This is a genomic window from Pelagicoccus sp. SDUM812005, assembly GCF_031127875.1.
Classification (GTDB): domain Bacteria; phylum Verrucomicrobiota; class Verrucomicrobiia; order Opitutales; family Opitutaceae; genus Pelagicoccus.
The window spans coordinates 448,883-472,436 of sequence record NZ_JARXIA010000001.1 but is presented as its reverse complement, the minus strand read 5'-3'; the positions used below and the strand labels follow the sequence as shown (position 1 = coordinate 472,436).

Sequence of the window (23,554 nt, the reverse complement as noted above, 5' to 3'; positions counted from 1 at the left end):
CTAGCGCGCTTGCAGCCAGACAGTCATATTCGTGTCGCCTCGGTTTCCCCAAGCGTAGTACGGAACGAATTCCAAATCGATCGGCTTGGCCTCCTGCTTGCGGGCTTTGCGATAAAGGCTTTCGCTCTTCCACCTTTCGCTCTGCAAGTGCCATGCAGGCAAGGTCACGGTAGTAACCGTCGTATTGGCGATCTGCTTTTGGCCAAATACAGCCCCTCCTTCAACGGCGTCCATGGACAAAGCCACATCCATAATGTCTACCCCTTCCGGCAAGTCGTTGGACTCCATGCAGTAAACCAGCGGCCCGTACTTAACGGCTACCTGCCCTAGCGTTTCCTCCACCAAGGGGTTCGACTCGTAGAGGCTCACTTCGAAGCCGAGATCGAGCTCTACCACATCGCCCGCCTTCCACTTACGGGATACTTCAAAATACTGTCCACCAGCGACGCCGCTCGCGATCGTCTTTCCGTTTACCACCAGCCGCGTCTTCTCCGAATCAACCCACTCCGGAATCCGCAACTGCAGGGCAAACTTCGACTTTGGAGCCTTCTCGAAATCTAAGCGTACCGCTCCATTCCACGGGTAGTTCGTGCTCTGACGAAGCTTAACCTGATCGCCATTTTTCCAGTGCGTATCCAAATCATTGGCACCATAGAGGTTCACGTAGAGCTCTCCTTCCGCCAACGAATACATGTGGTTGTGCACTTCTGCGATGGTGCGCAATACGTTGGGCGGACAGCAAAAACTGTTCTTAATATTCGGAGCCCGCGTGAGCGCCCACCGAAGCGGCCAATCGAAATCGTCCAGCTTACGAAGCGGATTCGTGTAGAAGTATTCGGTCCCCTCCAAGCTGATACCGGCCATGATTCCATTATACAGCGTCTGCTCGAAAAGATCCATGTATCCAGAATCCCCGGTCAGCGTAAGCATACGCCAGTTCCATAGATTGTACCCGATGGTGGCGCAGGTCTCGTTGTAAGCCGTCAGGTTCGGCAACTGGTAGTCGCGGCCGTAGGCCTGGTGAACCAACTTTATAGAATTGTGCTTCTTGGAGCCATCGGGAGAGGCGCCATCGTAGATTGCCCCGGTCATTCCCGTGATATAGAGCTTCTGCGTCGCTACGTCCTCCGCGATCTTTTCCAGCGGATCGAGCAGGGTCATGTCGCCGTTTTCCGCCACCACGTCAGCCACCCCAGCATAGAGGTAGTTTGCCCGCACCGCATGGCCAACCGCTTCTTCCATCTCGCGAAAGGGAACCCGGTCCTGGTTATGGTCGCTACCGATGTCCTCGGGCACCAAGCTGCGAATCTCAATCATCTGCGCCCCCAGGTCCTTGTACTTCTCGTCTCCAGTCACTCGATACAGTTCCATCACCCCCATGTAGTGGGATGGGCAAATCGCATTGCGGGCCAAGTCATGCGGCACATCGCGGCAAAGCCCGTCGATGTAGTCCGCCGCCTTAATCGCCAACTTGAGCATGCTGTCTTTTCCCGTCACGCGATAGTGCAAGCAAGCGGTCGTGATCAAGTGGCCCATGTTGTAGGTTTCGAAGTGTTCGCGGTCCTCGAACTCCTTGGCCTGGGACACGCCTTGGCGTTGCGGAATGATCGTCTTCGTGTGCAGATATCCGTCCTCGCGCTGCGCCTTGCCAACGACGTCGATGACCTTGTCCATCAACTCGTCGAGTTCTGGATCCTTGGTAAGGGCATAAACGTTCACCACCGCTTCCAGCCACTTCAAGAAGTCTCCATCGTTGAAAGGAGGACCGTGGAAATGACCGTCGCGACCATTGCCCAAGCCCGCGGCAAGCAGGTAGTTCGACCAGGCGTGGCTCTCGTAGTCGTCCTGGAAAAGCTCCCACATGTATGGGATCATCGAATCCTGAAGAACCTGGAAACGCTCGCCCCAAAAGCCGTCCCGCCAATGCACGTCGTCGATCTCGACCATATACATCTTCGCATGAGGCGACGCCGAAGTGTCGATCAGTGAACGGTCGCCCGCCTGAGCGAATGCGAAAGGAAAAAGGAGCAAGGATGGGATAAGGGAGCGTTGAAACATGGCTTTCACGGACGCTACCCACGGCACCTAAGCGGGCTGGGGTAACGCATTAACAGGTTTGGAGCAAAAGTGGGCGGGATAGAGAAAAAGAAAATGAAACAGGGTATTATTTCACAAACTCGCCCGGCAGCTGCTCTACCCCAGCAGCCACCGGACAAACCTATGATTATCGAGATTGAAAGTCTGTAAAGGCACAAAAACGAATGACAAGAACTTTTATGAAACTAAAGGAAACAATTCTTTATTTCATTCCTGTTTCACCGTAAGATTCGCTCATTCTTGGGATTTATCCCTTTCGGTAACCTTTTCGTAAGGGTGGCTCTGCTAGTCTGTTCACTCGCGCAGCGCCCCCTCCGGTAAAACGGGCTGAACGACTTCTTAAACTGAACCCTCAAAGAATCGCTATGAAGCTTAACTTGCCTCAAATCGCGCTCGCGCTTGCGTGCACCCACTCCTTAACCGTCCCCTCGCCGGCCCAAACGCCCAGCACCCCTCAGGAAGGACTCGTCGAGCCGCCTCCTGCCATGGCGCCTCCCTTACCGCCAGTACTGCCCTACAAGATTCCTGCCTTCCCCGGAGCCTGGGGCGGCGGCATGTATGCTACGGGCGGGCGCGGCGGGGAAGTCATCGCAGTCACCAACCTCAAGGACAGCGGACCGGGAAGTCTCAGAGCCGCGATCGAGGCGGAAGGTCCTCGCATCGTCGTATTCAAAGTAGCAGGACTGATCGAACTGGAATCCAACCTCGAGATCGAGAACCCGCACATCACCATCGCCGGCCAGTCCGCCCCGGGAGATGGAATTTGCATCGCATACGCGTCCCTCGACATCAATACCTACAACGTCATCCTGCGACACCTTCGTATTCGCAGAGGCATTACAACGGGAGGCCAAGGTTCCGACAACATTGGCGGATACCCGCACCGCAACGTCGTCGTAGACCATTGCTCCACCAGCTGGGGACGGGACGAGAACCTCTCCCTTTATCGCAGGATGGAATACCACGACGATCCGCACAATCCCGGCGAAAAGCTACGCATCAAAACCGCCACGCAAAACGTGACCGTGCAGTACTGCATCTCCAGCGAAGGCATGAAGCCGGGGCATGAATTTGGCGGCACTTGGGGCGGTACCGATTCCACCTTCCACCACAACCTCTTCGCAAGCAACACTGGCCGCAATCCATCCATTGGCATGAGCGGGGAATTCGACTACCGCAACAACGTGATCTTCAACTGGCGCCATCGGACCATGGACGGAGGAGACGAAACCTCCCTCATCAACGTTATCAACAACTACTACAAACCTGGTCCTGCCACCAACGAAAACATGCTAAGCACTATCGCCAAGATCGAGCAGCGCGACATGCTTTCCCCAGGCTCCCGCTTCGAGGGCAGCTGGTATCCAAAAACCGGTAAACGCCCAGGCAAATGGTACATCGCAGGCAATCTTGTCGAAGGTTCCCCTGAGGTCACAGCCGACAACTGGAAAGGCGTGCTGATCCAGGAAGGCGCGGGTACCCTCGAGATGGCCCGCGTCAATTCCCCCTTCGAAGGGTGGCCCGTAAACCAGCAAAGCGCCGCTGTCGCCTACCGCGAAGTGCTCGAAAAAGCAGGAGCCACCCTACCCCGCAGAGACGCCGTAGACCTCCGCGTCATCGAAATGGTACGCACCGGCGAGGTTACCTACGGCAACGGAATCATCAGCGACCACCAGCAAGTCGGCAGCTATCCCGAGTACACGTTTTCTCCGCAAGACGTTCCGCAAGATAGCGACAACGACGGCATGCCGGACGCATGGGAAAAACAGCACCGCCTCTCCCCGCACTCGGCAGCCGACAGCCGCCTCGACAGCGACGGCGATGGATACAGCAATATCGAGGAGTTCCTCAACGGGACCGACCCCAACGAAAAAGTCGACTACTACAACCTCGACAACAACGTCGACACCATCAGCTAGGGCAAATTACGCATCGGCGGTTTGGCGTTCATTCTACAACTCCCCCACCATCCGAGCCAAACGGCTGGGCAAGGAAGCCTTCGATCAGTCCCGTCATTTCCTGATGGGTGAGGTCCGCCGATGCGAAGCCGATCACACATACATGCTCATTACCGCTCATGCCGAAGGTCTTGTACCCGCGATCACGTCCGGTTCGACCGAAACTGTAGAGGTCCATGTTGTGCATTCCGTTTGGACGAATCTGTCGATGGTTTTCGTTGGGAGCGTCATCCTCCGGCGTCTTGGCCAGAAAAAGGAAATGATCCACCTTCGGATCGCCTAAATAAAACCACTCCGGCGTGATATCCAGAAACTCTCCGCTCGGTATCCGCTTCTTTCCGTCAGCCAACACAAAGTAATCCTCTTCGTCGGCTGTACCGCCAGCCACTGTTTCCAGCAAGAAGCAATAGTCGCCCTCTGACTTCAGAACCTTTATCGCAACCCTGTCCTCAAAAAACCAATACTGGAAAGTAAAGGTCTCGTTGCTCGATTCGAGCACAACGCAATCCCCCTCCCTCCTATCGTCCACCACAATCGTTTTCGAACCGCTGTCGCGTCCGGCATGACCGAAGTTTCCCACGCTATTGGGAAAGCCCCGAAAATCACCGTTCGGCCCCGGTGGCATATAGGAGGCAACCCAATCGTTTCCTTGATTATCGACGAAGCTCTTAAATCCGGAGACTCCATTGTCCTTCTCAAAGTAAACCGTCCCCATCTCCATCTCTATCTTGAAACAACCGACCTCTCCCCAAACGACCTCAGTAAGCGAAACTGCCTCAATACTCACTTGAGAAATTTGGATACAAGCAAAGGAAGCTAAGAGATACGCGTATTTTTTCATAATGTTCTGGTATTCAGTTTATCGTTTTGGCGAGCGGCAACGGTCTAGCCGTTGAGCGAAATCGCGCATAAACGCCTCCCGCCATTGGCTCACAGTACGAGCCCCTTGGTGCTCGGCTACCGCCGCCGCAGGAGACGGATCGTCAGTCCACCAATTCGGCCAATGCGAATCTGGACGAAGCGCCTGTTCCGGCAAAGCGGGCACAGCCGTAACCTTGCCTTCTTTTCCGTTTAGCGACGGGGCGTCGCCTACGATCTTGTAGGAAAAGGTTTTCGCCGACTTTGGGCAAAAGCGAAAACGTACCGTACCGTCGCCAGGAAGATGCCCAAGCAGCGATTGGTTCTCCACCTCCATGCGCAGTTGCGGCGTTTTCGGGCAATCGGGTCCCAAGGGCAGCTCAAGCTCCATGATGGAGCAAAACTCGATTTCGTCCTCAGCCGTAGTAAGCCTATCGAAATGCGAATACGGCCGGGTCCAGGCGCGAACGAACCGGCCACCCCAACCTCCTTGGAACGGCATGTTGGGATCGCCCTGCAACAACCATCCCACTGTGGGAGTGTCGCCCATTTTGACTTCGCTCCGAATCGCTGATTCGAAAGAAATTCCCCGAGCGAAAAAGTTACCCAAAGCTCCGTGGCCATCGGCATGAATCGCAGCGAATGAATGAGCGCTTAAGTCGCCCTGCTGAGCTCCCCCCACGAACCACCCGCGATAGGTAGAATTCGACTCGATCATCCAGAGCGAAGGAAATTGGGTAGCGAGATAGTGATAAGCATCCGGACTCCATTTCTTGTTGGGACCGCCGATGTAGTGGATTTTCAATTGCGGCAAAATCTCCGGCGCGTCGTGCAGCGCTTGGGCCACGTCTTCCAATCCGCCCCAAACCAAGATATGCAGCGGGCGTGAATCTTCGCGGCGGGCGCAAGCGACAATCCACTTCGAGCCCTCGGTCGGCTTTCGATACCCAGCGTAAGGCGCCATCTCCAGCTCACCTTGCTTCGTGATAGCCCGCAATGAATCCGGAGTTGGATAGCGATCCGACCAGGTGCGCAGATTTCCATAGTCCGCTTCGTAGTGGTCGATCACAGACAAGATATGCTCCTTTCGCCCCGGACCATAAGGAGAGGAAACCAGCCCTTCGATTTCTAGTACGTCTGCATAGAGCAGCAGATGCACCATGGATTGGAAATCATCGAAATCCGTTCCTCCAATATCCGTGGATACGATAACTCTATGACGAGATATAGGCTCAGCGAAAGATGCCGAGACAAAGGCAAAGCAAAGAAGACCGCAGCTCAGCCCCCGCAGTGCAGGAGCCGAGCTCCGCAAGCGACGACTCAAGCTCCACAATGATGCGTTAAACAGATTCACGGTCGCCTTTCTCGTCAGCTCGCCTTGACTCAAGGTTCCACTGTTACGATCACGCGGGCGTAGCGCGTGAGCGATGGAGTGCCCTTGTCGCTCAACTTCAGGATGATGTGCATCGTCTCCTCCTTTTCGACCTTCGGCGCCGTATAGTTCACGCGATCGAAGTTTTCCGCACCGTTGTGCGGAACGAATTTCTTGTAGCTTCCCGCTTCCGGGTAGTGGAACCAGAGGTAGCTGATACTATCGCCATCGGGATCGCTGCTGCCGTAGGCATCGAGCGTAAATCCTTTACCGGACTTCACCCTGATTTCCCGTGGATGGTTTAGGTGAACCACTGGCGGGTGGTTCGCTTCATCGTAAGGTTGCGTGCACCAATCCATGCGAGCCGCAAAGTCGTTCTGGAAATCTTCGCGCCAACGCCAAAGCGTTACTGCGTTTCCGCTATAGCTCTTGTCGCTCTTTTCTACTGCCCGCTTGAATTCACTTTTCCGATACGGAGTATAGGTGTCGGAAGTATCCGTCCAAATAGGTCGAGTCTCCGGCTCGGGAACAACCACTGAACTTCCGTCTTGGAAATCCTTAACGTCGGGTATGCTTAGCTCGTAGCGGCCTCCCCAGCTCCCCCAGTTAGGCTTTTCCATATGATTCAAGCCGTTCGGTATCAATCCCAGAAAAGCCGGGGTATCCCCCTCGAATCCCCAGGACGTATCCGGATAACGGGCACCCAAGGGGCCGTGACCTTGCTGGATGTGAGCTTCGAACCAAGGATTGCTCACCAAGGAATTGTCGGCTCCCTCGTGATTGTTGTTGATCGCGATCCAGGTCGACTTCCCGTAGTCATCCGTCGGCGTGACGATGTAGAAAAGCTTCGGAAAGGTCTTACGCATCCACATGGCGCTGTCGTCCTGGTCAGAGATCGTGTAAACGCGCAGCTTGGAGATTAGCTTTTCCGCTTCCGGCTTCGATCTGGTCTTGTCGATCTTGTAGAGAGCCTGAGCCAGAACGTTCGGCCCACCCCAAACGCTGATCCAAAGCGGACGCTCGTCGTCTCGCTCCAGCACTTCGATAATCCAATCGGAACCTTCCGTATCCATACCTTCGCCCACTCCTTCCATACCGTATTTAGGTATTCCCTTCTTCGATACAGAGCGAAGCGTATCCGCCGACGGATAACCGGACTCATGCAAGAGCAAGTTTGGCCGGACCTTTTCGTAGGCCGCTAGGATGTCCCGAATAAAGTCCGGACGAATACTGTCGCGGTGCCAGCAGGAAGTCGTGGCCACGATTCCTTCTATATCGATTTGGTTCGCGTACAGCAGGAGGCGCACCAGCGATTGCTCATCATCGGGATCCGCGCCCATATCAGTGAGCACGATCATGCGATGTTTCTCTAATTCGCCTCCTTGCAGGGAGATGCAAGCAAGGAGCAGGGACAAAATGGCTAGTAGTTTCTTCATAGCTTGGGTAGTTTCCGAGCGTTCGTCCCGACGCTTAAAGCCAGGGTCGGACCGCATCCTAAGATGCTACTGACAAGACCTAGATTCAAGCCCCATACCGTCATAACCTTAGAACTCTTAACGACTCAACGCGACAGCTGTTCCAACCGGATCCGTTAGCGGATTAGCGGGGAAGCCGAGAGACGCCTCAAGCTCGCTCTTGGAGTAAAAGGCGCCCTTCCTCGCAGGTTCTCCGTCTACAAAAAAGCGGATAATGCTCTCGCCGTGATTTCCATGGCCATCCTCCCAGTCACCGTTGAAGAAGGCAATTTCGATGGGATACAAGCCAGCTTCCGCAAAGGTCGCCGTCCCCTCGGGAAAGTCCCCCGGCGCAGCGCCGTACCCATCGTTGAGAATAACCAGCTCCCCACCGATCCAAACCATAGACCCGTCATCGGAAGAACAGGTAAAGCTCACCTCACCTGCTTCCGGAATTGCTATGTATCCAGAAAAGCGCAACACGCAGTCTCCCATCACATTCGCGTCTGGCTTGTTTTGGTAGCTCAAGCTTCCGACGTCGTCACCTAACCATTTCTCCAAGCTCCAAAGATCGTTTCCTCCGTACTGAACAGCGCTCGAACGGAAGGTCGCATTCGTTGGTTCTTCACGGATCACATCCAAGGCTTGTCGCCCGAGACTCTTGAGAGACTTCGCAGGCTGCGCCCAAAACTGAGCGTCTAGGCCAGTGCCGGCTTCGTTGGGAATTTCACCAACTGGTTGCAGAGGGTACGCAAACGTCGCCGTCGAAAGGGTAAAAAAGGCAGCAAGGGCTTGGGTCAGGCGTATATTCATAATCACTAGGGTATTCTGAGTTTTCTTAGTTTAGTATTGTGGGTATTGAGATTCGACATACGGACGAATCTGCGAACCTGACCGGGGTTCGAGAACGTCGGGTATCTTTAAGCGTCGGATTCCTTTGTATTCATTTTATCGATAGCGACAGCCAAGAGGATTACGCCGCCCTTGATCACTTGTTGCCAGAAAGGCGACACGTTTAGCAAAAAGAGACCGTTATTCAGGACACCGATGATAAGACAGCCCAACACCGTCCCCATCACCGTACCGCGACCGCCAGACAAAGAAGTTCCACCAATCACCACCGCCGCGATGGAATCGAGCTCGTAGCCAAGCCCCGCATTGGGCTGGGCCGAGTCGAGACGCGAGGTCACGATCAATCCCGCCACACCAGCCAAGGCTCCGGCCAGGGTATAAACGGCGATCTTGATCCGGTTCACGCGCAAGCCGGTCAAGCGGGCAGCTCGCTCGTTGCCGCCGACGGCGTACAAGTGGCGACCGAAGCGTGACTTCCGCGTCACCACCACGAACAACGCCGCCATGGCCACCATGATCCAAACCGGCATCGGAACTCCGAGAAACGTTCCCGTACCAACCGCCCCAAAACTATCGCCTAGGCCTGTAACCGGAAATCCTCCCGTCCACAGCATTGTCAGGCCGCGAGCGATACTGAGCATGCCCAGCGTAGCCACGAAAGGCGGCAAGCGGAAGCGCGTTATGACAAACCCGTTCGCCCACCCTGCGGCGCCACCCACCAGTACGCCTGCCAAGATGGCTCCTGTCGTTGTGAAGACCAAAGCCACACCGAGAGGCGGGATAGCTAGTCCATTTTTCAAAAGTCCCGCAGCCACCGCGCCCGCGAGCCCGAGGATCGCTCCGACCGACAAGTCGATTCCGCCACTCACGATGACCAGCGTCATGCCGATCGAAAGGCAGAGGTTCACAGAAATCTGACGCAGGATGTTGAAGCCGTTTTCGGCCGTCAAAAACTGCTCGGAAAGGAAGCTCAGCGCGATCACCATCAGCCCCAAGGCCAGTAGCGAGCGAAAGCGGTTCAAGTTTGCTGATAAGGTTTCAGGATTCATTTCTAATCGATCACCGCTACCTCGTCCGGCAAAGCGGCATGCAAAACACGTTCAGGGGTTGCTTCTTCGCGGGAAAATTCCGCTGTTTTCCTGCCCTCGCAGAGCACGATAACCCGGTCCGATAGGGCCAGGATTTCCGGCAGCTCCGAGGAGACGACGATCAGTCCAAGTCCCGCCTTGGCCAACTCGTCGATAAAGGTATAGATCTCGCGCTTAGCGTTTACGTCGATGCCGCGGGTCGGCTCATCGAGCAAAAGGATTCGCGGTTCGGTCGCCAACCATTTGGCCAGGATCACCTTTTGCTGGTTGCCGCCGCTCAAGTTCACCACCGCTTGCTGCATCGAGGGCGTCTTCACCCGAAACCGATCGATGAACGGCTTGATGTATTCAGTTTCCTTGGATACGTCCACCAAACCGCCTCGAACCGATTTGTCCAAAGTCGGCAAGCTCGCATTCTCCAACACGCTCATCGGCAACACCAATCCATCGCGCTTGCGGTCTTCCGGAGCAAACGCCATCCGGGCCGCGATAGCATCCGCCGGAGTCCGAAACTGGATCTCCTCGCCATCGATGAAAACGGTACCGGTCGCCACCCCGGCATGGGCGCCGAACAAGCACTCGAGCAATTCGGTACGGCCGGCTCCCACGAGGCCAAACAACCCAAGGACTTCGCCTTTCTTCAGCGAAAGCGAAACATCGTTCACCAAAAAGGGACGACCCACGCCCTGGGCGGGCAAGCTTACGCTTTCCGCTCGCAAAACCTCTTCTCCAAGTACCGTATCCGCCTTTTGGAACAACTCTTTGGACTCCCGTCCAGCCATCAGCTGCACGATCCGATCGCGGCTCATCTGCGCAAGCTGCCCTTCCCCCACTCGCTGACCGTCTCGCATCACCACGACCTCGTCGCAGATTGGGGCAAGTTCCTCGAATTTGTGGGTAATATAGATTAAGCCCACCCCATCCGCTTTCAAGTCCCGCACCACCGAAAACAAAGTATCCACTTCATGAGACGATAGCGATGAAGTCGGTTCGTCCAGGATCAAGACACGAGCTTCGGAGGCCAAGGCCTTGGCAATCTCAACCAACTGCTGCTGGCCGACCCGAAGGTTCGAAACGAGTTCGCTCGGGTCCACTCGCAAATCGACCCGCTCGAGGACCTTGGCCGTTTCCGCCTCCATCTTGCGAAAGTCAACCAAGCCACTCCAGGATTTAGGTTCGTTTCCGAGAAACACGTTTTCGGCCACCGACAAATAGGGAATCAGATTCAACTCCTGGTGCACGATCCCGATACCGCGGGCCTGAGCCTCTCGCGTATTGGCAAACTGGACACATTCACCATCGACTCGAATCGTACCCGAATCGGGCTGAAAAACGCCCGAAAGCACATTCATCAAAGTCGATTTCCCCGCGCCATTTTCACCCAGCAATGCTACCAGCCGCCCGGAGTAAACGCTCAACCCCGCCCCCGAGAGAGCCTTAACGCCTGGAAAGGTCTTAACGATCTCCTCGGCTTCGAGGATACACTTCGCTTCAGAAATCATTCCGCTATCTCCACTCGCAATGGAGTGAATTCCAGGTTCGCCCCGTCAGACAAGGCCTCGGGAACTTTCGAGCAGCCAACGAAACGCACTTTCACCCCCTGCGAAAGACTATCCTTCAGAACAGACATCACTTCCAACTCGACCTTCTTGTTCAGGGCAGCAGAAACCGCATTGAACTCCTCTAGGCCAGGCAGTTCGTTGACGCTCAGCAACCCAGTTCCATCTCGTACTGTATTTCCAAATACAGGAGGCGCAATCAGCAGGTTGACGCGCGCCCCGTGGGCTTGAAGCGTGGCCCGACGGCCTTTGATCTCAACCACGGTGCCCTCTCCCCCTGCATAGAAGTAAACGGGAGCTCCTTCCCCCTTCTGCTCGCCATAGCTCCGCTTAGCCGAAGCGAGATCGGCATCGATCGCCTCAAGCAAGTCGCTGAGCGGCGTCGCGCTGTCCATGCTGGAAACCAAGGTTTCCTCCCAAAAGCGATCCGCAAACTCCCCTGCGTCAAAGGCAGCATCCCCTTTTCCATTAGAAGGGAGCTTACCGTTCTCGTCCAAGGAGACGATCCTGAAGGGAGGCAATACGAGCCAGAGGATGGCGAGCAAAGCCACCGAGCCGCCCCAACGTACAAATTTCGACGAGAGATAAGACACGGAATTTCCAGCAAAGCAGAAACTATTTGCGACCGAAGTCGCCAAATTTGGATACGTTTTCCTTTGTCACCAATTCGACCGCAACCAAGGTGCGCTGATCGAAATCGCGCTTGCCATTGATGTAGGCATGAGCGCTTTCCGCCGAGGTTCGCGCCATACGCTTGGGGAACTGCATTCCGGTAGCCGTTATCTTGCCTTCCGCAATCGAACGAACGACATCGTCCGCTCCGTCGAAGCCGAAGACCTTCACCTGCTTCGCCTTGCCGGCCGCGAGCAAGGCTTGGTAGGCGCCCATCGCCATCGCGTCGTTACCGCAGAAGACCGCCTTGATGTTCGGGTTTGCCTGCAGGATCGACTCCATGACTTCCAAGGCCTTGGCCCGGTCGAAGTCAGCGGACTGCTGGGCAACCATCTTCAAACCAGGAAAGCGATCCACTACGCTGTGGAATCCCTTGGAGCGATTCCAGGTGTTGGTATCGGCTATAATTCCCAACAGCTCCGCATACTCGCCCGACTCCCCGACGGTTTCGACGAAGTACTCGCCCAAGGCGACGCAACCGGAATAGTTGTCCGAAAGTATTTGAGAAACCGCTACGTCGTTCGCCGTGATCTCTCGGTCCATGCAAAAGACAGGAATATCAGCCTTCTTGGCGCGACGCACGTTGGCGATGGAGCCCTCTGCATCCGTGCAATTGAAAAGGACCGCGTCGTACCCAGAGGCGATCAGGTTGTCGAAGTGAACCGATTCTTTGGACGGATCGTTTTGCGAGTCGAAAATCGTGGCTTCGTAGCCGAGCTCGATCGCCCGATCCCGAGCGGTTTCCGCAAGTACCACAAACCAAGGATTATTAAGGGTCGATACGACCACAGCCATTCGCTTCGGCCCCGTAGAGTCGGAGCCAGCTTCGCCGTCCTCGCCTTTGCCACAGCCAGCGAGAAGAAAGATTGCAGAGCAAATGGCAACAAGCCACGCCCCAACGGGTAGTTTTTGTGTATTCATTTTTTGGGTATTTTTTCGGGGGATATCTAGATTCTTCGTAATCAGTAAATCATTACAAATACAACGGGTCTTTAGCCTCGAGAGGGGCGAGGGTCTGTTGCACTGCGGAACGCCATTCACCTAATAGTCGATCGGACTCTTCGGCAAGCATCCGAGGGGTAAAACCTTCGGCCGATCCTAAGGAAAAGTCTTCCGGCGACACCACAAGGCCCATTCCGAGCATTCCAGCCATGGTCGCTCCCAATGGAGAACATTCCGGCATGCCTGCGACCGACAAATCCACACGACACAAGTCTGCGACCAACTGCATTAAAAAGGAATTCTTCGTGGCTCCGCCATCGGCCTTAAGCCCCGAAAGCGACACGCCAGCATCCTCACGCATCGCCGCCAATGCCTCGCTAACTTGATAGGCCATCGACTCGATTCCGGCCCGCACCAGGTGACGCCGATCGCTCTGCGAGCTCAGCCCTACGATCGTCGCCCTCGCATCGGCTTTCCAATAAGGCAGGCCGAGCCCCGTAAACGCGGGAACAAGGTACACGCCACCGTTGCCCGTGAGCTCGCGGGCCATGGGCTCCACCTCGGAATAGCTTTCGAACAGGCCTAGCTGGTTCTTCAGCCAAGCCAAAGTGGCCGCCGAACTGATAATGATGCCCTCCATTGCATAGGTGGGGATCCCGCCGCGAGTCCACGCTAGCGTCGTCACCACCCCGTTGTCCGAGCGCTTCATTTCGGAACCGACATTCAACAAGATCGACGAACCCGTGCCGAAAGTTACCTTAGCCGAGCCTGGTTCGTAACAGCCTTGAGCGAATAGAGCCGCTTGGGAATCACCCATCACTCCGCATATGGGCAAAGCTTCCTTTAGGATACCTCCCAAGGTCGTCTCCCCAAATTTGGCTTCGCAGTCTCGGACCTCCGGCAAGGCGTGCAGAGGCGTGTCCCAAAGTTCGCAAAGAGCCTCGTCCCAACGCAACAATGCTATATCGTAGAGCAAAGTACGACTCGCATTCGTCGTATCCGTCGCGAACGTACGCCCCTCCGTCAATCGATAGATCAAATAAGCGTCGATCGTCCCCACCAGCGCTTCGCCCGAACGCACCTTACGAGCGATTTCCGGCTCGTTTTGCATCAGCCATTTCAGCTTCGAAGCCGAAAAGTAGGCATCGATCTTCAAGCCAGTCCGCTCTTCGACCAATTGGCCCAAACCGCCTGCGTTCGCCGCATCGCACAAGCCGACGCCGCGACGGCACTGCCAGACCAGAGCAGGATAGAGAGGCTTACCGCTCGATTTTTCGAATACGACAATCGTTTCCCGCTGGTTGGTAATGCTAAGGCTACACAATGATTCCGCCTCGGCGGGTCGTCGCCCCAAGAGCCGGCGCGCGACCGTCAAGAGGTTCTGCCAAATCTCCTCCGCATCATGCTCCACCCACCCCGCTCTTGGGTAGTGCTGGACATGCTCGATGCCTTCTCGATCGAGCAACTCTAGGCGTTCGTTAAACAGCAGAGCCTTGGTGGCCGAGGTGCTTTGGTCTATGGCAAGGAAATGGGGCATTTATTTTTTTAATCCGGAGCGGAAGCTCTGGCGGCGCGCCGCGGATCCTGAGATCCGCAGCGCGTCGCATGCAGCAACCCTACTCAGTTACATCAAACCCTTTCGAGCATCTGGCCCGCCGTGGAAAAAAGTCCTTCCATCGAAATTCCATAATGACGGAAAATGTCCGCCTGACTGCCCGTGACGGTGTATTCGTCAGGGATTCCAACTCGATGGAACAAGCAATCGCCCACTCCCGCTTCTAAAATCGCAGCAGCGCAGGCTTCGCCCAAACCACCATTAACCATGTGCTCTTCCACCGTAACAACCGCCCCGCATTCGCGAGCCGCCGCCAAAACCGCATCCACGTCGAAGGGCTTCAAGCTATGCAAGCTGATAACGCGGGCCTCCAGGCCTTGTTCGCGTTTCAACTTTTCCGCAGCGAGCAAGGCATGCGCAACCGTCTCTCCTGTCGCAATGAACGCCAAATCGTCGCCATAACGCAAGAGGCGCGCCTTGCCAAACTCGAAGGCTTGCTCCGCTTCGCTCCCAAGACTGTACAGAGCGGCCTTGCCGAAGCGTAGAAAGACAGGTTTTTCCAAGACGGCCGCCGCTCGAACCGCTTGCTCCGCTTCGTAGTTGTCCGCTGGGCACACCACGTGCAAATTGTTGATCGCCCGCAAGGCGGCAAAATCGTGCAAGGAGTGGTGAGTCGTACCCAAGGCTCCGTAGCTCACTCCCGAGCTGATCCCCACAAGGGTGACAGGGTTATCTGAATACGCGACGTCGTTCTTGATCTGCTCCAAGGAACGCGCCGTCAAAAAGCAAGACGGCGACACCGCAAAGACCTTCTTGCCCGCCGAGGCGAGACCAGCCGCGACGCCGACCAAATTTTGCTCCGCGATTCCGACTTCCACGAGCTGCTTCGGATAAGCCGCCCCGAATGGACCCAACTTGCCGGAGCCACGCGAATCGCTGACGACCGCCACGACCTGCGGGTCGCTCGATGCGAGAGCCTCCACCGTCGCCGCAAACACTTCCAAGTTTGCCTTGCCTTTCTTGAGCCCAATCTCTTCCGCGAGAGCGGAGGCTTCGGGGCTATACATCGAGGGTGCAGGAGCGCTCATGACAGAGCTCCTTCCTTGGCCGCGAGTTGCATATCGAAGCCTTCCATCGCTTTCGCGAATTCCTCGTCGTTCGGCACGCCATGATGCCACTTTCCGACATCTTCCATAAACGAGACTCCCCGCCCTTTAACCGTATCCGCAATCACCATACTTGGTTTTCCCGCTTCCAAGGGATCCCTCAAGGCCTCCGTCAAAGCAGCTATATCGTGGCCATCGATTCGACGTACCGCCCAACCAAAAGCTTCCCACTTTTCCACCAAGGGTTCGCTGTTCATCACGTCCGCGGTTCGCCCAGCGATCTGCAGGGTATTGCAGTCGATTACGGCGGTTAGGTTATCGAGCTTATAATGAGCCGCAGACATGGCCGCCTCCCAGTTCGATCCTTCAGCCAATTCTCCATCGCCGAGCAAGGTATAAACACGGTAATCCTTGGCGTCCATCTTGCCCGCTAGCGCTGTGCCCACGCAAATCGGCAAACCATGGCCCAAGCCACCGGTATTCTGCTCCACGCCATTTACCTTTCGGGTGGGATGCCCCACGTAGTGCGACTGGTAGCAGCAAAGCGTCTCCAGGTCCGACTCGTCGAAAAACCCTGCATCCGCGAGCACCACAAACAAAGCTTCCACCGCGTGGCCCTTGCTCTGCACGTAACGATCGCGATCCGGAGAGGTAAAATTCTCCGGCGATACATTGAGTATCCGATTGTACAATACGTTTAAGATATCGATGCAAGACAAGCTGCCGCCCGTGTGTCCGGCTCCCGCATGCTTGATCCACTTTACGACGCTCCGCCGCAATTTCAGCGACTTTTGCTCAAGTTGTCCGTCAGTGTAGTTCATGGTGAAAATGATTCGAAAATTCGTAGCGCTGCGCTTTGGTCATCGTTCTAGCAGCCTAGATCAGGCAAGGCGCTGGCGGGCTCTCGCTCCGAGCTACGCTTCTCAATCCTCTGGTTGTTCATGGTAATATGTTTCCCAGCCGAGATAGTTCTCGAAGGCTTCCTTGAGGATCGCCGCAGTGTGCGAGGCATTCATCACCACGTGGTGCTCGAAGCCCTCGCGGCAGACGTGCCGCATCAGCTTCTGCAGCTTAGGCACCTGCGCAACCGCCCGATTCCCAAAGGTCTTCAAATTGTCGTCGGTCAATTGACCTTCGCCGATATAGGCTCGAATCGAGCCGTTCGTATCATCAGTGGTGATACGACCATAGGTGAGCGAACTCGCTGGAGTACGGCCATCAAGCGCTCCATAAGTATTCTCTTCGCCCACGACCGTACCCAGGATCGGCGCGGTGGAGATTTTCGCTTCCTTCAAGAAGGACTTCGCCCAATTGCCGCAGTGAAAAAGCACGCACTTGTCGTCCTCGGCGCCGTAGTTGTTATTCCAGTCCACCAGCGCGCTTGGCGTTCCGGATGCCAACTGCATCGCGTACATGGTGAGCACTCCAGTGACGTCCACTTCGCAAGCGCTGGGCGAAAGGTCCTCGCTCATCATGCTCATCGAGGTGCAAACGTTGCAACCATGGTTCGCTTGCACCGACGTCCAGCACTGGACAGCGGTCGCATCGAGAGCGTTTTGCTCTACGAAACGGTCCAGCACCACGCCGAGCCGAGCCATCTGGACGAGCTTTGCCTGCGGTACCATGGAGGCATTGGCGTAGGCCTTGATCTCTTCGACCTTCGCAACGATCGCATCGCTATCCGCCGCGAGCTTTTCGGCATCGCCTAGGATCTCCGACAGGTCGACAGTGGTGACGCTGATGCCATTGCGCTCCAAGATCTTCTCGCTGTAGCGAACTGTATTGAAGGCACCAGGACGGGCTCCCACGGCGCCGATACGGCAACCGCGGATTCCTCCTACGACGCGGCACACCGCGACGAACTGCTGCAAGTCTTCCACGAAAGAAGGATCATTGGGGCGAACCACGTGCTTCCGCGTTAGGGAATAGGCAATCCCCGCCTGTCTCAGGTTATTGCATACGGAAATCTTGCCACAGAACGCGTCGCGGCGACGAATAACGTCTAGCCTGTCCAAGTCATCTGGATACCCCTGTATCAGCACCGGCACGTTCAAGCCCGCCATCTTGAGCGTGTCGGCCACGCCCTTCTCGTCCCCGAAATTCGGCAAACAAACAAGCACCCCCGCAATGTCGTCGCGACGCGACTTGAAAAGCTCCGCGCACTTGCGGGCGTCGGCATGCGTCTCCACCCCGCCGAGCTTGGTGTCCTCCTCGGACAAATACACGCCTTCCAAGCCGAGCTCACCGAAAAGCTTTTCGATATCGGCACGGGCTTCCGTCACCAGCTTGTCCGGGAAGAAGTCGCGATTTCCAAAGATGACGCCAAAGGTTTGAGTAGATTTTTTCACAGGGATTATTTTTCGAAACAGCTTTCCCCGAGAGTCGTCAGCGACCTATATTAATACGGGGCAGGAAAGAGGTACAAATTCCCGAATCCGGGAATATGACCGTAGAATATCCTAATTTTATCCTCGTTTCATCCTGACAAGGACTACATATCACCTGAATACTAAGCCTCAACCCCAACTCGCCTTGGACACCTTCGACCCCAACCGCCCCGACTTCCAACCCTATGGCTTGAGCTGCGTGAGCTGGAATCCCTCTCCCATGGGACGCCCCGACCACCACAACGAGATCGAGCTCAACCACATGGTTCGCGGATCCGTCACCTACCTGCTCGGCGGACGCAAGATCACCCTCAACGCGGGACAACTCGGAGCCTTCTGGGCCTCCATCCCCCACCAGGTCATTTCCTTCAGCGAGGACAGCCAATACTTCGTCGTCACCATCCCCTTCCCCTGGTTTCTCCAGTTCAAGCTGCCCAACGCCTTCGTGCATAACCTGCTGCACGGTGAACTGCTGCGACAGCGGCTCGGCGGCAGAATCGAAAGCGAGAACGACCGATTCGCCCAATGGGAGCACGACCTCGGCAAAGGCGACAAGGAATCGGAGCAAATCGTCCTGCTGGAACTGGAAGCCCGCCTCCGACGCATGGCCCAGCTGCACGACGAGCTGCCTACAACCTCCAAGTCAAGCACCGCCAGCAAGGCCAATGCCCTCCTCGACGGCAGCTTGAACAAGGTGGAACACATGGCCTGCCTGGTCGCCCAGCGCTACCTGGAGCCGCTCAATGCCGAAAGCATCGGAAAAGCGGTCGACCTGCATCCCAACTACGCCATGAACCTCTTCAAAAAAACCTTCGGCACGACCCTCGTCGACTACATCACCCATCACCGCGTATCGCACGCCCAGCGCCTCCTCATCACCACCGACGACAAGATCCTGGACGTGGCCATGGCCTCCGGATTCAACACCCTCTCCCGCTTCAACGAAGCCTTCCGCCGCGCCTGCGGCTGCTCCCCCAAAGAATACCGCAAGCGCCAACGCTAAGCGAACGCGACGCGAAGCTCTCGCTCGGGAACAATGCCGCATCCGGAAATCCTTCCCCTCCTACAATCGTATACCCCTAAATGAAGCAGTCCTGGAAGATCGGAAAAACGCTGCGGCCCGCCAAAGCGCTTTTCGCCCTCGGCGCCTCCGCCTTCGCCGCTCTCCTCGCTTCCGCGCAAATGGAAGTGCTCGTGCAACACGGCGACGATTGGCTTACCGTGGTTTCCATGGACGGGGAAACGCCGCTCGCCTTCGTCGCCTCCGATCTCAAGCCCTTTCCGAACGGAAAGCTCGCGGTCAATTCCAACGGCACCTACACGGACGGAGGCATAATCCTCCAGGACAAACAAGTCGGCATCCTCAAAGATACCCGCTACCACTACAACACGCCCGTATTCGTCCTCAAAGCGAACGCCGTCATCGACCGCGACTTCCAGCACTGCTTCATCCTCTTGCTCATCGAACCGGATAGCGGAATACCCACCAAGATCGTGCAGGAAATTCCCGACATCGAAGCCGACAAAGGAGATGAATTTTCCATCACGGTCCCCATCAATCCGCTCTTCAGCGGAGCCAACTACACCTACCGCCTCTTCTCAGCAGGCGAAGAAATCAGAGTAAGAGACCTCAGCGCCGCTCCCTCCCAAGCCTCCCCAAGGCCCCAGTCATCGCCAACCGACACGCGAAAGCTGGAGCCCCCGCAGGTCGCACAGGAACATCCGCTCGCATTTCCCGCTGCCCTGCAAGGCGTCATGGAAGGCGGCTACGCCCAAGCCACTTTCCTAGTAGCAGCGGACGGCACGATAGAGCACCTCATTGAACTCAAGGCCGATCACACCGAGCTGCTTCCGCCCGCCTTGGCAACCCTGCTGAAGTCCCGGTACCACCCCGCCACTCTCGATGGCACCCCGATCCCCCTTGCCGCGCGCCAACGCTTCTTCTTCAACGAATTCGCCTGCTTCGTCGAACAACTGGTACCGATACCGTATCCACAATTCAACGACAGAAATCCAACTCTGATCTACGCCCCGCAACGCGACCCCGAACAGCTTAGCAAGACCAAGACCAAAGTCCTCCTCAGCGTAGACAAGCGAGGCGTAACCACGCACGCACGCTGCGCCCCCGAAGCCCAGGCCGCCCTCCCTCCCGAAACCAAAGCCTACCTCGAAGCCTGCATCTTTTTGCCAGCCATCGAGGACGGCGTCCCCGTCGACAAGGAAGTCGCCACCAGCGTGCGAACCGACAGCCCGGATTCCGCGTCGAAGGACAAATAGCACGCCTCCTCATCCTCGCATTTTCCACGGAGCCGCCAAACCTGCGTTCAACGGCTCGCTCCCCGTAGCGCTGAGCTTTAGCCAGCGACCGCGCTGCAGGCTCACTCCTTCAACGCCGCAGGCAAAAGCTCAGCGCGACCGATCCACAAACAACGAAAGCGGAAGAGCCTAAGCTCTTCCGCCCGTTTACTAATAGCACGCCTAAGGCCAAGTACTCGAGAACCTACTATCGCCTACCTCAAGCGACCTTTCCTCCAGCCTCACGCGTGCCATTATTAAGATTTGCAAGGCAGGGACTAGAACTTGCCCTTCACGCCCAGCGACCATTGAGCCCCGTATGACTCTTCGCGATACAGCACGCGCTCGTCGGTCGAGGAACCTTCCACCTCGCTGAGGTCCAGGATCCAGCGGTAAGGAGCGTTCTTGGCATTGCGGACCGAGAAGAAGACCGACATGTTGTCGTTAACCTTGTAGTCGCCGTTGATGTCGAGCGTGGTGCGTTCCTCGTCGTGGATACGGGGACGCAGCACCGTGCCGTTAACCAAGCGCAAGTTGCGGGTGCCGCTTTGCGTTTCCTCTCCGCGGGTGTTCCAACGGAACTTGAGGGAGAAAGGACGCTTGTCGAAGATCACGCCGTAGGAAATCGTTTCCTTGGCAAAGCCGGGCAGCGTGTCGGTGAAGTCCGCGTAGTCCGTCCCTTCGAAGCTCCCGTCAAGATCGAGGAAAGTGCCGTTCGCATAGATGCTGGAAGCCTTGAAGAACTCAGGAATGAAGGAGTGGTCCAGGCTTTGGTTCCAGCTCAACTCCAAACCGCGCACAGTCGCATCGCCAGCCGTGAAGGTGTACTTCAGGTTATCGACGTCGTCGTACTCGGCCTGGTAAGGGATGCCTGCAGCAGCCATCGCTTCGCGACTCATCGGCACGGTCGTCGTGCCTTCGAAGTTCTTGATGTCGTTCTGGAACACCGACGCGCTCAGCAAGCTAGTGTCGCCAAAATAGTATTCCAGCGTGAAGTCCAGGTTATCCGAGCGACGCGGAGTGAGGTTCGGATTCTTCAGGTTCAGCGTATATTCGAAGCTCGAAGTATCGTAGCTAATCGTCGCCGCCCCGAACATATTGCCGAAGCTAGGACGCCCGATGGTATTCGCCGCGGAAACGCGAGCAGTCAGCTGAGGCGTGAGATTGTAGCGCAGGTGGGCGCTTGGGTGATAAGTATCGTAGCTCTGGTTGGCCGCGATGAACTCTCCTGCCAAGACTCCGTTTTCTCCAGTCCCCTCTAGCCACATAGTGGAAAGCGTCTTGGTATTGTTCGGATTTTCCGTGGTAGGATCGGGCACGACCTTCGAACCGACGGGCGACAAGCCTTCAACCTTCGTATCCTCGTAGCGGATACCTGTGGTAAACAAGCCCTTGTCTCCAGCGAAGCCGATAGAACCCATCACGTAGTAGGAGGTGATCGTTTCGTCCAGGTTCAGGTAGCTGCCCTGCTGGGCGCTGAGAGCGGTGCTGTTGGCCAAGGTGAAGTCGCCCATGTTTGCCTGCAAGTAGTCCTCGAGCTGGATCGAGCTCAGCCAGGTGAATCCTGGGTAACCAAATCCAGGAGTGATGTCCTTGTAGACTTCGTCCACGAAATCGGAGAGCGGCTTGGAAGCGGTCGGGCTATTACTGTTTACGTTGTAGCGCCACTCGCGGTTGATCGTATCGCGATGTTGCCCGCTACGGTCGTATCCAAATTTAAACGACCCCTTGTTGTCGCCGAGCTCGAAAAGGCGAGTCACGTTGAGACGCAGGTTCGAACGCTTGTCTTCCGAATCGTTCGGGCGGTGGCGCAGGTAAGCCAGACGTCCCTTGGAAAGGTCGAAGCCGTAGTTGGGCAACACGTTTCCGGAAGAGTCCTTGGCAACGATGTCCGCGTAGGCCACCATCATGTTTTCGAAGTCGTAGGACAAACGTTGGCCCGTTACGTTGAAGTTGCGGGTCGACATGCCTTCCACGTACCCTTCGGATCCGTCGCGGTACTCGTTGGTCGCGATAGAGGAAGTGAAGCCGTAGTCGATCTTCCAATCGCCAAAGGTGTGCTTGGCGCCGAGGTCCACGTGCGTGGTTACGCCCTTCTTGTTGCGAACGGAGGCTCCTACATTGTTGTTCGAGGTAAAGGAACCTTCGATATGCCCCTCCCGCGAATTCGCCATGTCGGTGCCGATCGCGAAGTTGTAGTTGCGGTTGTTGAACTCCGCATCGTACCAGTTCACCTGGGAACGGAGCGTGAAAATCGTATTCTCGCTCGCCTTGTAGTCGAAGTTCGCAGCCACGCTTTGGCGGAAGCTGAACTTCGGTCCGTCCTGGATCTGTATCCGCTCGTTGGCGACGCTTCCATCGTTTAGGATTCGATAGTCTCCCGTGTAGTTGAAGCGGCGCTGGATATTGAACTGGTTCGACTGCGAAACCGTGAAGGACGCGCCGAGACGATCGTTCAAGAATACGTCGGAGTAGCCGAACTCGAAACTTGGATTCGTCTTGGTCCGGTAGCTGTCGGAGGTCCAACCGGGCGACTTGTCGAAGTCGAACCCGTAAATGCCGTTCCAGTTCGCAAAGGCCTTGTAGGTGATCTTGCGTCCCCCTTGGGCGAAGGCATTCTTGCTCACGAGATTGATCGAGCCTCCCATGGAGTTGGCGGGATTGTCAGGACGTGGAAGCTTGGTTACCTCGAGCTGCTCGATATTGGTCAAGGAAACCTGCTCCAGCTCGAAGTTTCGCCCCTTACCACTGGAAGCAGCCGAGGCCATCGAAGCGCCGTCGACCGTCACCGTCGTGAAATCCGCCGACATGCCGCGCAGCTTGATCGAGCGGGCGTCCGCCGCCACGTAGTCGATCGCCACGCCGGGCATGTTCTTGAGGAACTCGCCGATGTTGCCTTCCGCGATTTCGCCCAGAGCGTCAGCGTGCTGCACGAGCTTGAGGTTCGAGGAAATCTTTCGCTCCTGCTGGGCGATGGCGTTGCTGTCGAAGTCGCTGCCGTCCACCGTAAACGCCTCCAGCTCGAAGACTTCCTCGTTGTCGAGGCCAGCCCGGGCCGCGTACAAGGCGATCACTGGAGCCGTGACGCCGCCTTCCTCCACGAAGACCGAAAGCGACTTCTCGCCCAGGCCCACATAGCTCGCCGTCAAGCGAACGTCGCCCAAAGCCACGTTGCTGAAGCGATACTCCCCGTACTCGTCCGTGTACGCTCGCTGGTTGGTCCCCTCGATCACGACTTGCGCGTTGGTGAGGAACTTGCCCGTAGACAGGTTCTTGACCTGGCCGCGGATCGAACCGGTGGATTGACCGAAACCGTCAGTGCTCATGGAGAACACGACAGCGAAGAGAGAAACGCAGGC

The 23,554-nt window shown here is 56.4% G+C and carries 17 protein-coding genes; 3 read left to right on the top strand and 14 right to left on the bottom strand.

The annotated features are described in order from the left end of the window. Positions 1 to 2,058 carry a beta-L-arabinofuranosidase domain-containing protein gene (locus QEH57_RS01775; protein ID WP_309004948.1) on the bottom strand — a complete coding sequence of 686 codons (2,058 nt, stop codon included), beginning with the start codon at positions 2,056 to 2,058 and terminating at the stop codon, positions 1 to 3. 404 nt (positions 2,059 to 2,462) lie between these two features. Here QEH57_RS01775 and QEH57_RS01770 point away from each other — a divergent pair, with 404 nt between their 5' ends. After that, a complete protein-coding gene (locus QEH57_RS01770) occupies positions 2,463 to 4,016 on the top strand; it encodes a hypothetical protein (protein ID WP_309004947.1) in 1,554 nt (517 codons plus the stop codon). Positions 4,017 to 4,044: 28 nt separating this feature from the next. On the opposite strand, the gene QEH57_RS01765 is transcribed toward QEH57_RS01770, so the two are convergent. The 12 genes from QEH57_RS01765 to QEH57_RS01710 all read right to left on the bottom strand — a co-directional run bounded on the left by QEH57_RS01765 (position 4,045) and on the right by QEH57_RS01710 (position 17,861). Further along, positions 4,045 to 4,896, bottom strand: a complete 852-nt coding sequence (locus QEH57_RS01765; protein WP_309004946.1) for a hypothetical protein — start codon at positions 4,894 to 4,896, stop codon at positions 4,045 to 4,047. Between the two features lie 18 nt (positions 4,897 to 4,914). Further along, a complete protein-coding gene (locus QEH57_RS01760) occupies positions 4,915 to 6,123 on the bottom strand; it encodes a DUF1593 domain-containing protein (protein WP_343224743.1) in 1,209 nt (402 codons plus the stop codon). 173 nt (positions 6,124 to 6,296) lie between these two features. Further along, positions 6,297 to 7,721 carry a nucleoside hydrolase-like domain-containing protein gene (locus QEH57_RS01755; RefSeq protein WP_309004944.1) on the bottom strand — a complete coding sequence of 475 codons (1,425 nt, stop codon included), beginning with the start codon at positions 7,719 to 7,721 and terminating at the stop codon, positions 6,297 to 6,299. Positions 7,722 to 7,838: 117 nt separating this feature from the next. Further along, positions 7,839 to 8,552 carry a PA14 domain-containing protein gene (locus QEH57_RS01750; RefSeq protein WP_309004943.1) on the bottom strand — a complete coding sequence of 238 codons (714 nt, stop codon included), beginning with the start codon at positions 8,550 to 8,552 and terminating at the stop codon, positions 7,839 to 7,841. Positions 8,553 to 8,659: 107 nt separating this feature from the next. Beyond that, entirely contained in the window at positions 8,660 to 9,640 is a 981-nt protein-coding gene (gene rbsC, locus QEH57_RS01745) for a ribose ABC transporter permease (protein WP_309004942.1), read from the bottom strand. A 2-nt stretch (positions 9,641 to 9,642) separates the two neighbouring features. Continuing rightward, positions 9,643 to 11,181 carry a sugar ABC transporter ATP-binding protein gene (locus QEH57_RS01740; RefSeq protein ID WP_309004941.1) on the bottom strand — a complete coding sequence of 513 codons (1,539 nt, stop codon included), beginning with the start codon at positions 11,179 to 11,181 and terminating at the stop codon, positions 9,643 to 9,645. Then, positions 11,178 to 11,831, bottom strand: coding sequence for a DUF2291 family protein (locus QEH57_RS01735; RefSeq protein WP_309004940.1), 654 nt, complete (start codon positions 11,829 to 11,831; stop codon positions 11,178 to 11,180). Before QEH57_RS01735 ends, QEH57_RS01740 begins: the two co-directional genes overlap by 4 nt. 22 nt (positions 11,832 to 11,853) lie before the next feature. Beyond that, positions 11,854 to 12,831, bottom strand: a complete 978-nt coding sequence (locus QEH57_RS01730) for a D-ribose ABC transporter substrate-binding protein (protein ID WP_309004939.1) — start codon at positions 12,829 to 12,831, stop codon at positions 11,854 to 11,856. Positions 12,832 to 12,883: 52 nt separating this feature from the next. Then, positions 12,884 to 14,389, bottom strand: a complete 1,506-nt coding sequence (gene glpK / locus QEH57_RS01725; protein WP_309004938.1) for a glycerol kinase GlpK — start codon at positions 14,387 to 14,389, stop codon at positions 12,884 to 12,886. Between the two features lie 92 nt (positions 14,390 to 14,481). Further along, complete coding sequence (locus QEH57_RS01720) at positions 14,482 to 15,474, bottom strand: transketolase C-terminal domain-containing protein (protein ID WP_343224742.1); 993 nt, start codon at positions 15,472 to 15,474, stop codon at positions 14,482 to 14,484. Between the two features lie 17 nt (positions 15,475 to 15,491). Further along, entirely contained in the window at positions 15,492 to 16,334 is an 843-nt protein-coding gene (locus tag QEH57_RS01715; RefSeq protein WP_309004936.1) for a transketolase, read from the bottom strand. A gap of 102 nt (positions 16,335 to 16,436) precedes the next feature. Continuing rightward, complete coding sequence (locus QEH57_RS01710; protein WP_309004935.1) at positions 16,437 to 17,861, bottom strand: L-fucose/L-arabinose isomerase family protein; 1,425 nt, start codon at positions 17,859 to 17,861, stop codon at positions 16,437 to 16,439. Positions 17,862 to 18,045: 184 nt separating this feature from the next. Between QEH57_RS01710 and QEH57_RS01705 the strand changes: the two genes are divergently transcribed. Together QEH57_RS01705 and QEH57_RS01700 are read left to right on the top strand one after the other, a co-directional pair. Beyond that, the gene (locus tag QEH57_RS01705; RefSeq protein WP_309004934.1) at positions 18,046 to 18,903 is read left to right on the top strand and encodes a helix-turn-helix domain-containing protein; all 858 of its coding nucleotides are present in this window, start codon (positions 18,046 to 18,048) and stop codon (positions 18,901 to 18,903) included. Between the two features lie 80 nt (positions 18,904 to 18,983). Beyond that, a complete protein-coding gene (locus QEH57_RS01700) occupies positions 18,984 to 20,177 on the top strand; it encodes a hypothetical protein (RefSeq protein WP_309004933.1) in 1,194 nt (397 codons plus the stop codon). A gap of 296 nt (positions 20,178 to 20,473) precedes the next feature. Here the strand turns inward: QEH57_RS01700 and QEH57_RS01695 are convergent, their stop codons facing one another. After that, positions 20,474 to 23,521, bottom strand: a complete 3,048-nt coding sequence (locus tag QEH57_RS01695) for a TonB-dependent receptor (protein WP_309004932.1) — start codon at positions 23,519 to 23,521, stop codon at positions 20,474 to 20,476. Positions 23,522 to 23,554 lie beyond the last annotated feature (33 nt).

Coding starts and splice junctions, on each gene's coding strand:
- rbsC (WP_309004942.1), bottom strand. CDS start 9,640: ATGAATCCTGAAACCTTATCAGCAAACTTGAACCGCTTTCGCTCGCTA.
- QEH57_RS01770 (WP_309004947.1), top strand. CDS start 2,463: ATGAAGCTTAACTTGCCTCAAATCGCGCTCGCGCTTGCGTGCACCCAC.
- QEH57_RS01740 (WP_309004941.1), bottom strand. CDS start 11,181: ATGATTTCTGAAGCGAAGTGTATCCTCGAAGCCGAGGAGATCGTTAAG.
- QEH57_RS01695 (WP_309004932.1), bottom strand. CDS start 23,521: ATGAGCACTGACGGTTTCGGTCAATCCACCGGTTCGATCCGCGGCCAG.
- QEH57_RS01750 (WP_309004943.1), bottom strand. CDS start 8,552: ATGAATATACGCCTGACCCAAGCCCTTGCTGCCTTTTTTACCCTTTCG.
- QEH57_RS01775 (WP_309004948.1), bottom strand. CDS start 2,058: ATGTTTCAACGCTCCCTTATCCCATCCTTGCTCCTTTTTCCTTTCGCA.
- QEH57_RS01715 (WP_309004936.1), bottom strand. CDS start 16,334: ATGAACTACACTGACGGACAACTTGAGCAAAAGTCGCTGAAATTGCGG.
- QEH57_RS01755 (WP_309004944.1), bottom strand. CDS start 7,721: ATGAAGAAACTACTAGCCATTTTGTCCCTGCTCCTTGCTTGCATCTCC.
- QEH57_RS01700 (WP_309004933.1), top strand. CDS start 18,984: ATGAAGCAGTCCTGGAAGATCGGAAAAACGCTGCGGCCCGCCAAAGCG.
- glpK (WP_309004938.1), bottom strand. CDS start 14,389: ATGCCCCATTTCCTTGCCATAGACCAAAGCACCTCGGCCACCAAGGCT.
- QEH57_RS01720 (WP_343224742.1), bottom strand. CDS start 15,474: ATGTATAGCCCCGAAGCCTCCGCTCTCGCGGAAGAGATTGGGCTCAAG.
- QEH57_RS01730 (WP_309004939.1), bottom strand. CDS start 12,831: ATGAATACACAAAAACTACCCGTTGGGGCGTGGCTTGTTGCCATTTGC.
- QEH57_RS01765 (WP_309004946.1), bottom strand. CDS start 4,896: ATGAAAAAATACGCGTATCTCTTAGCTTCCTTTGCTTGTATCCAAATT.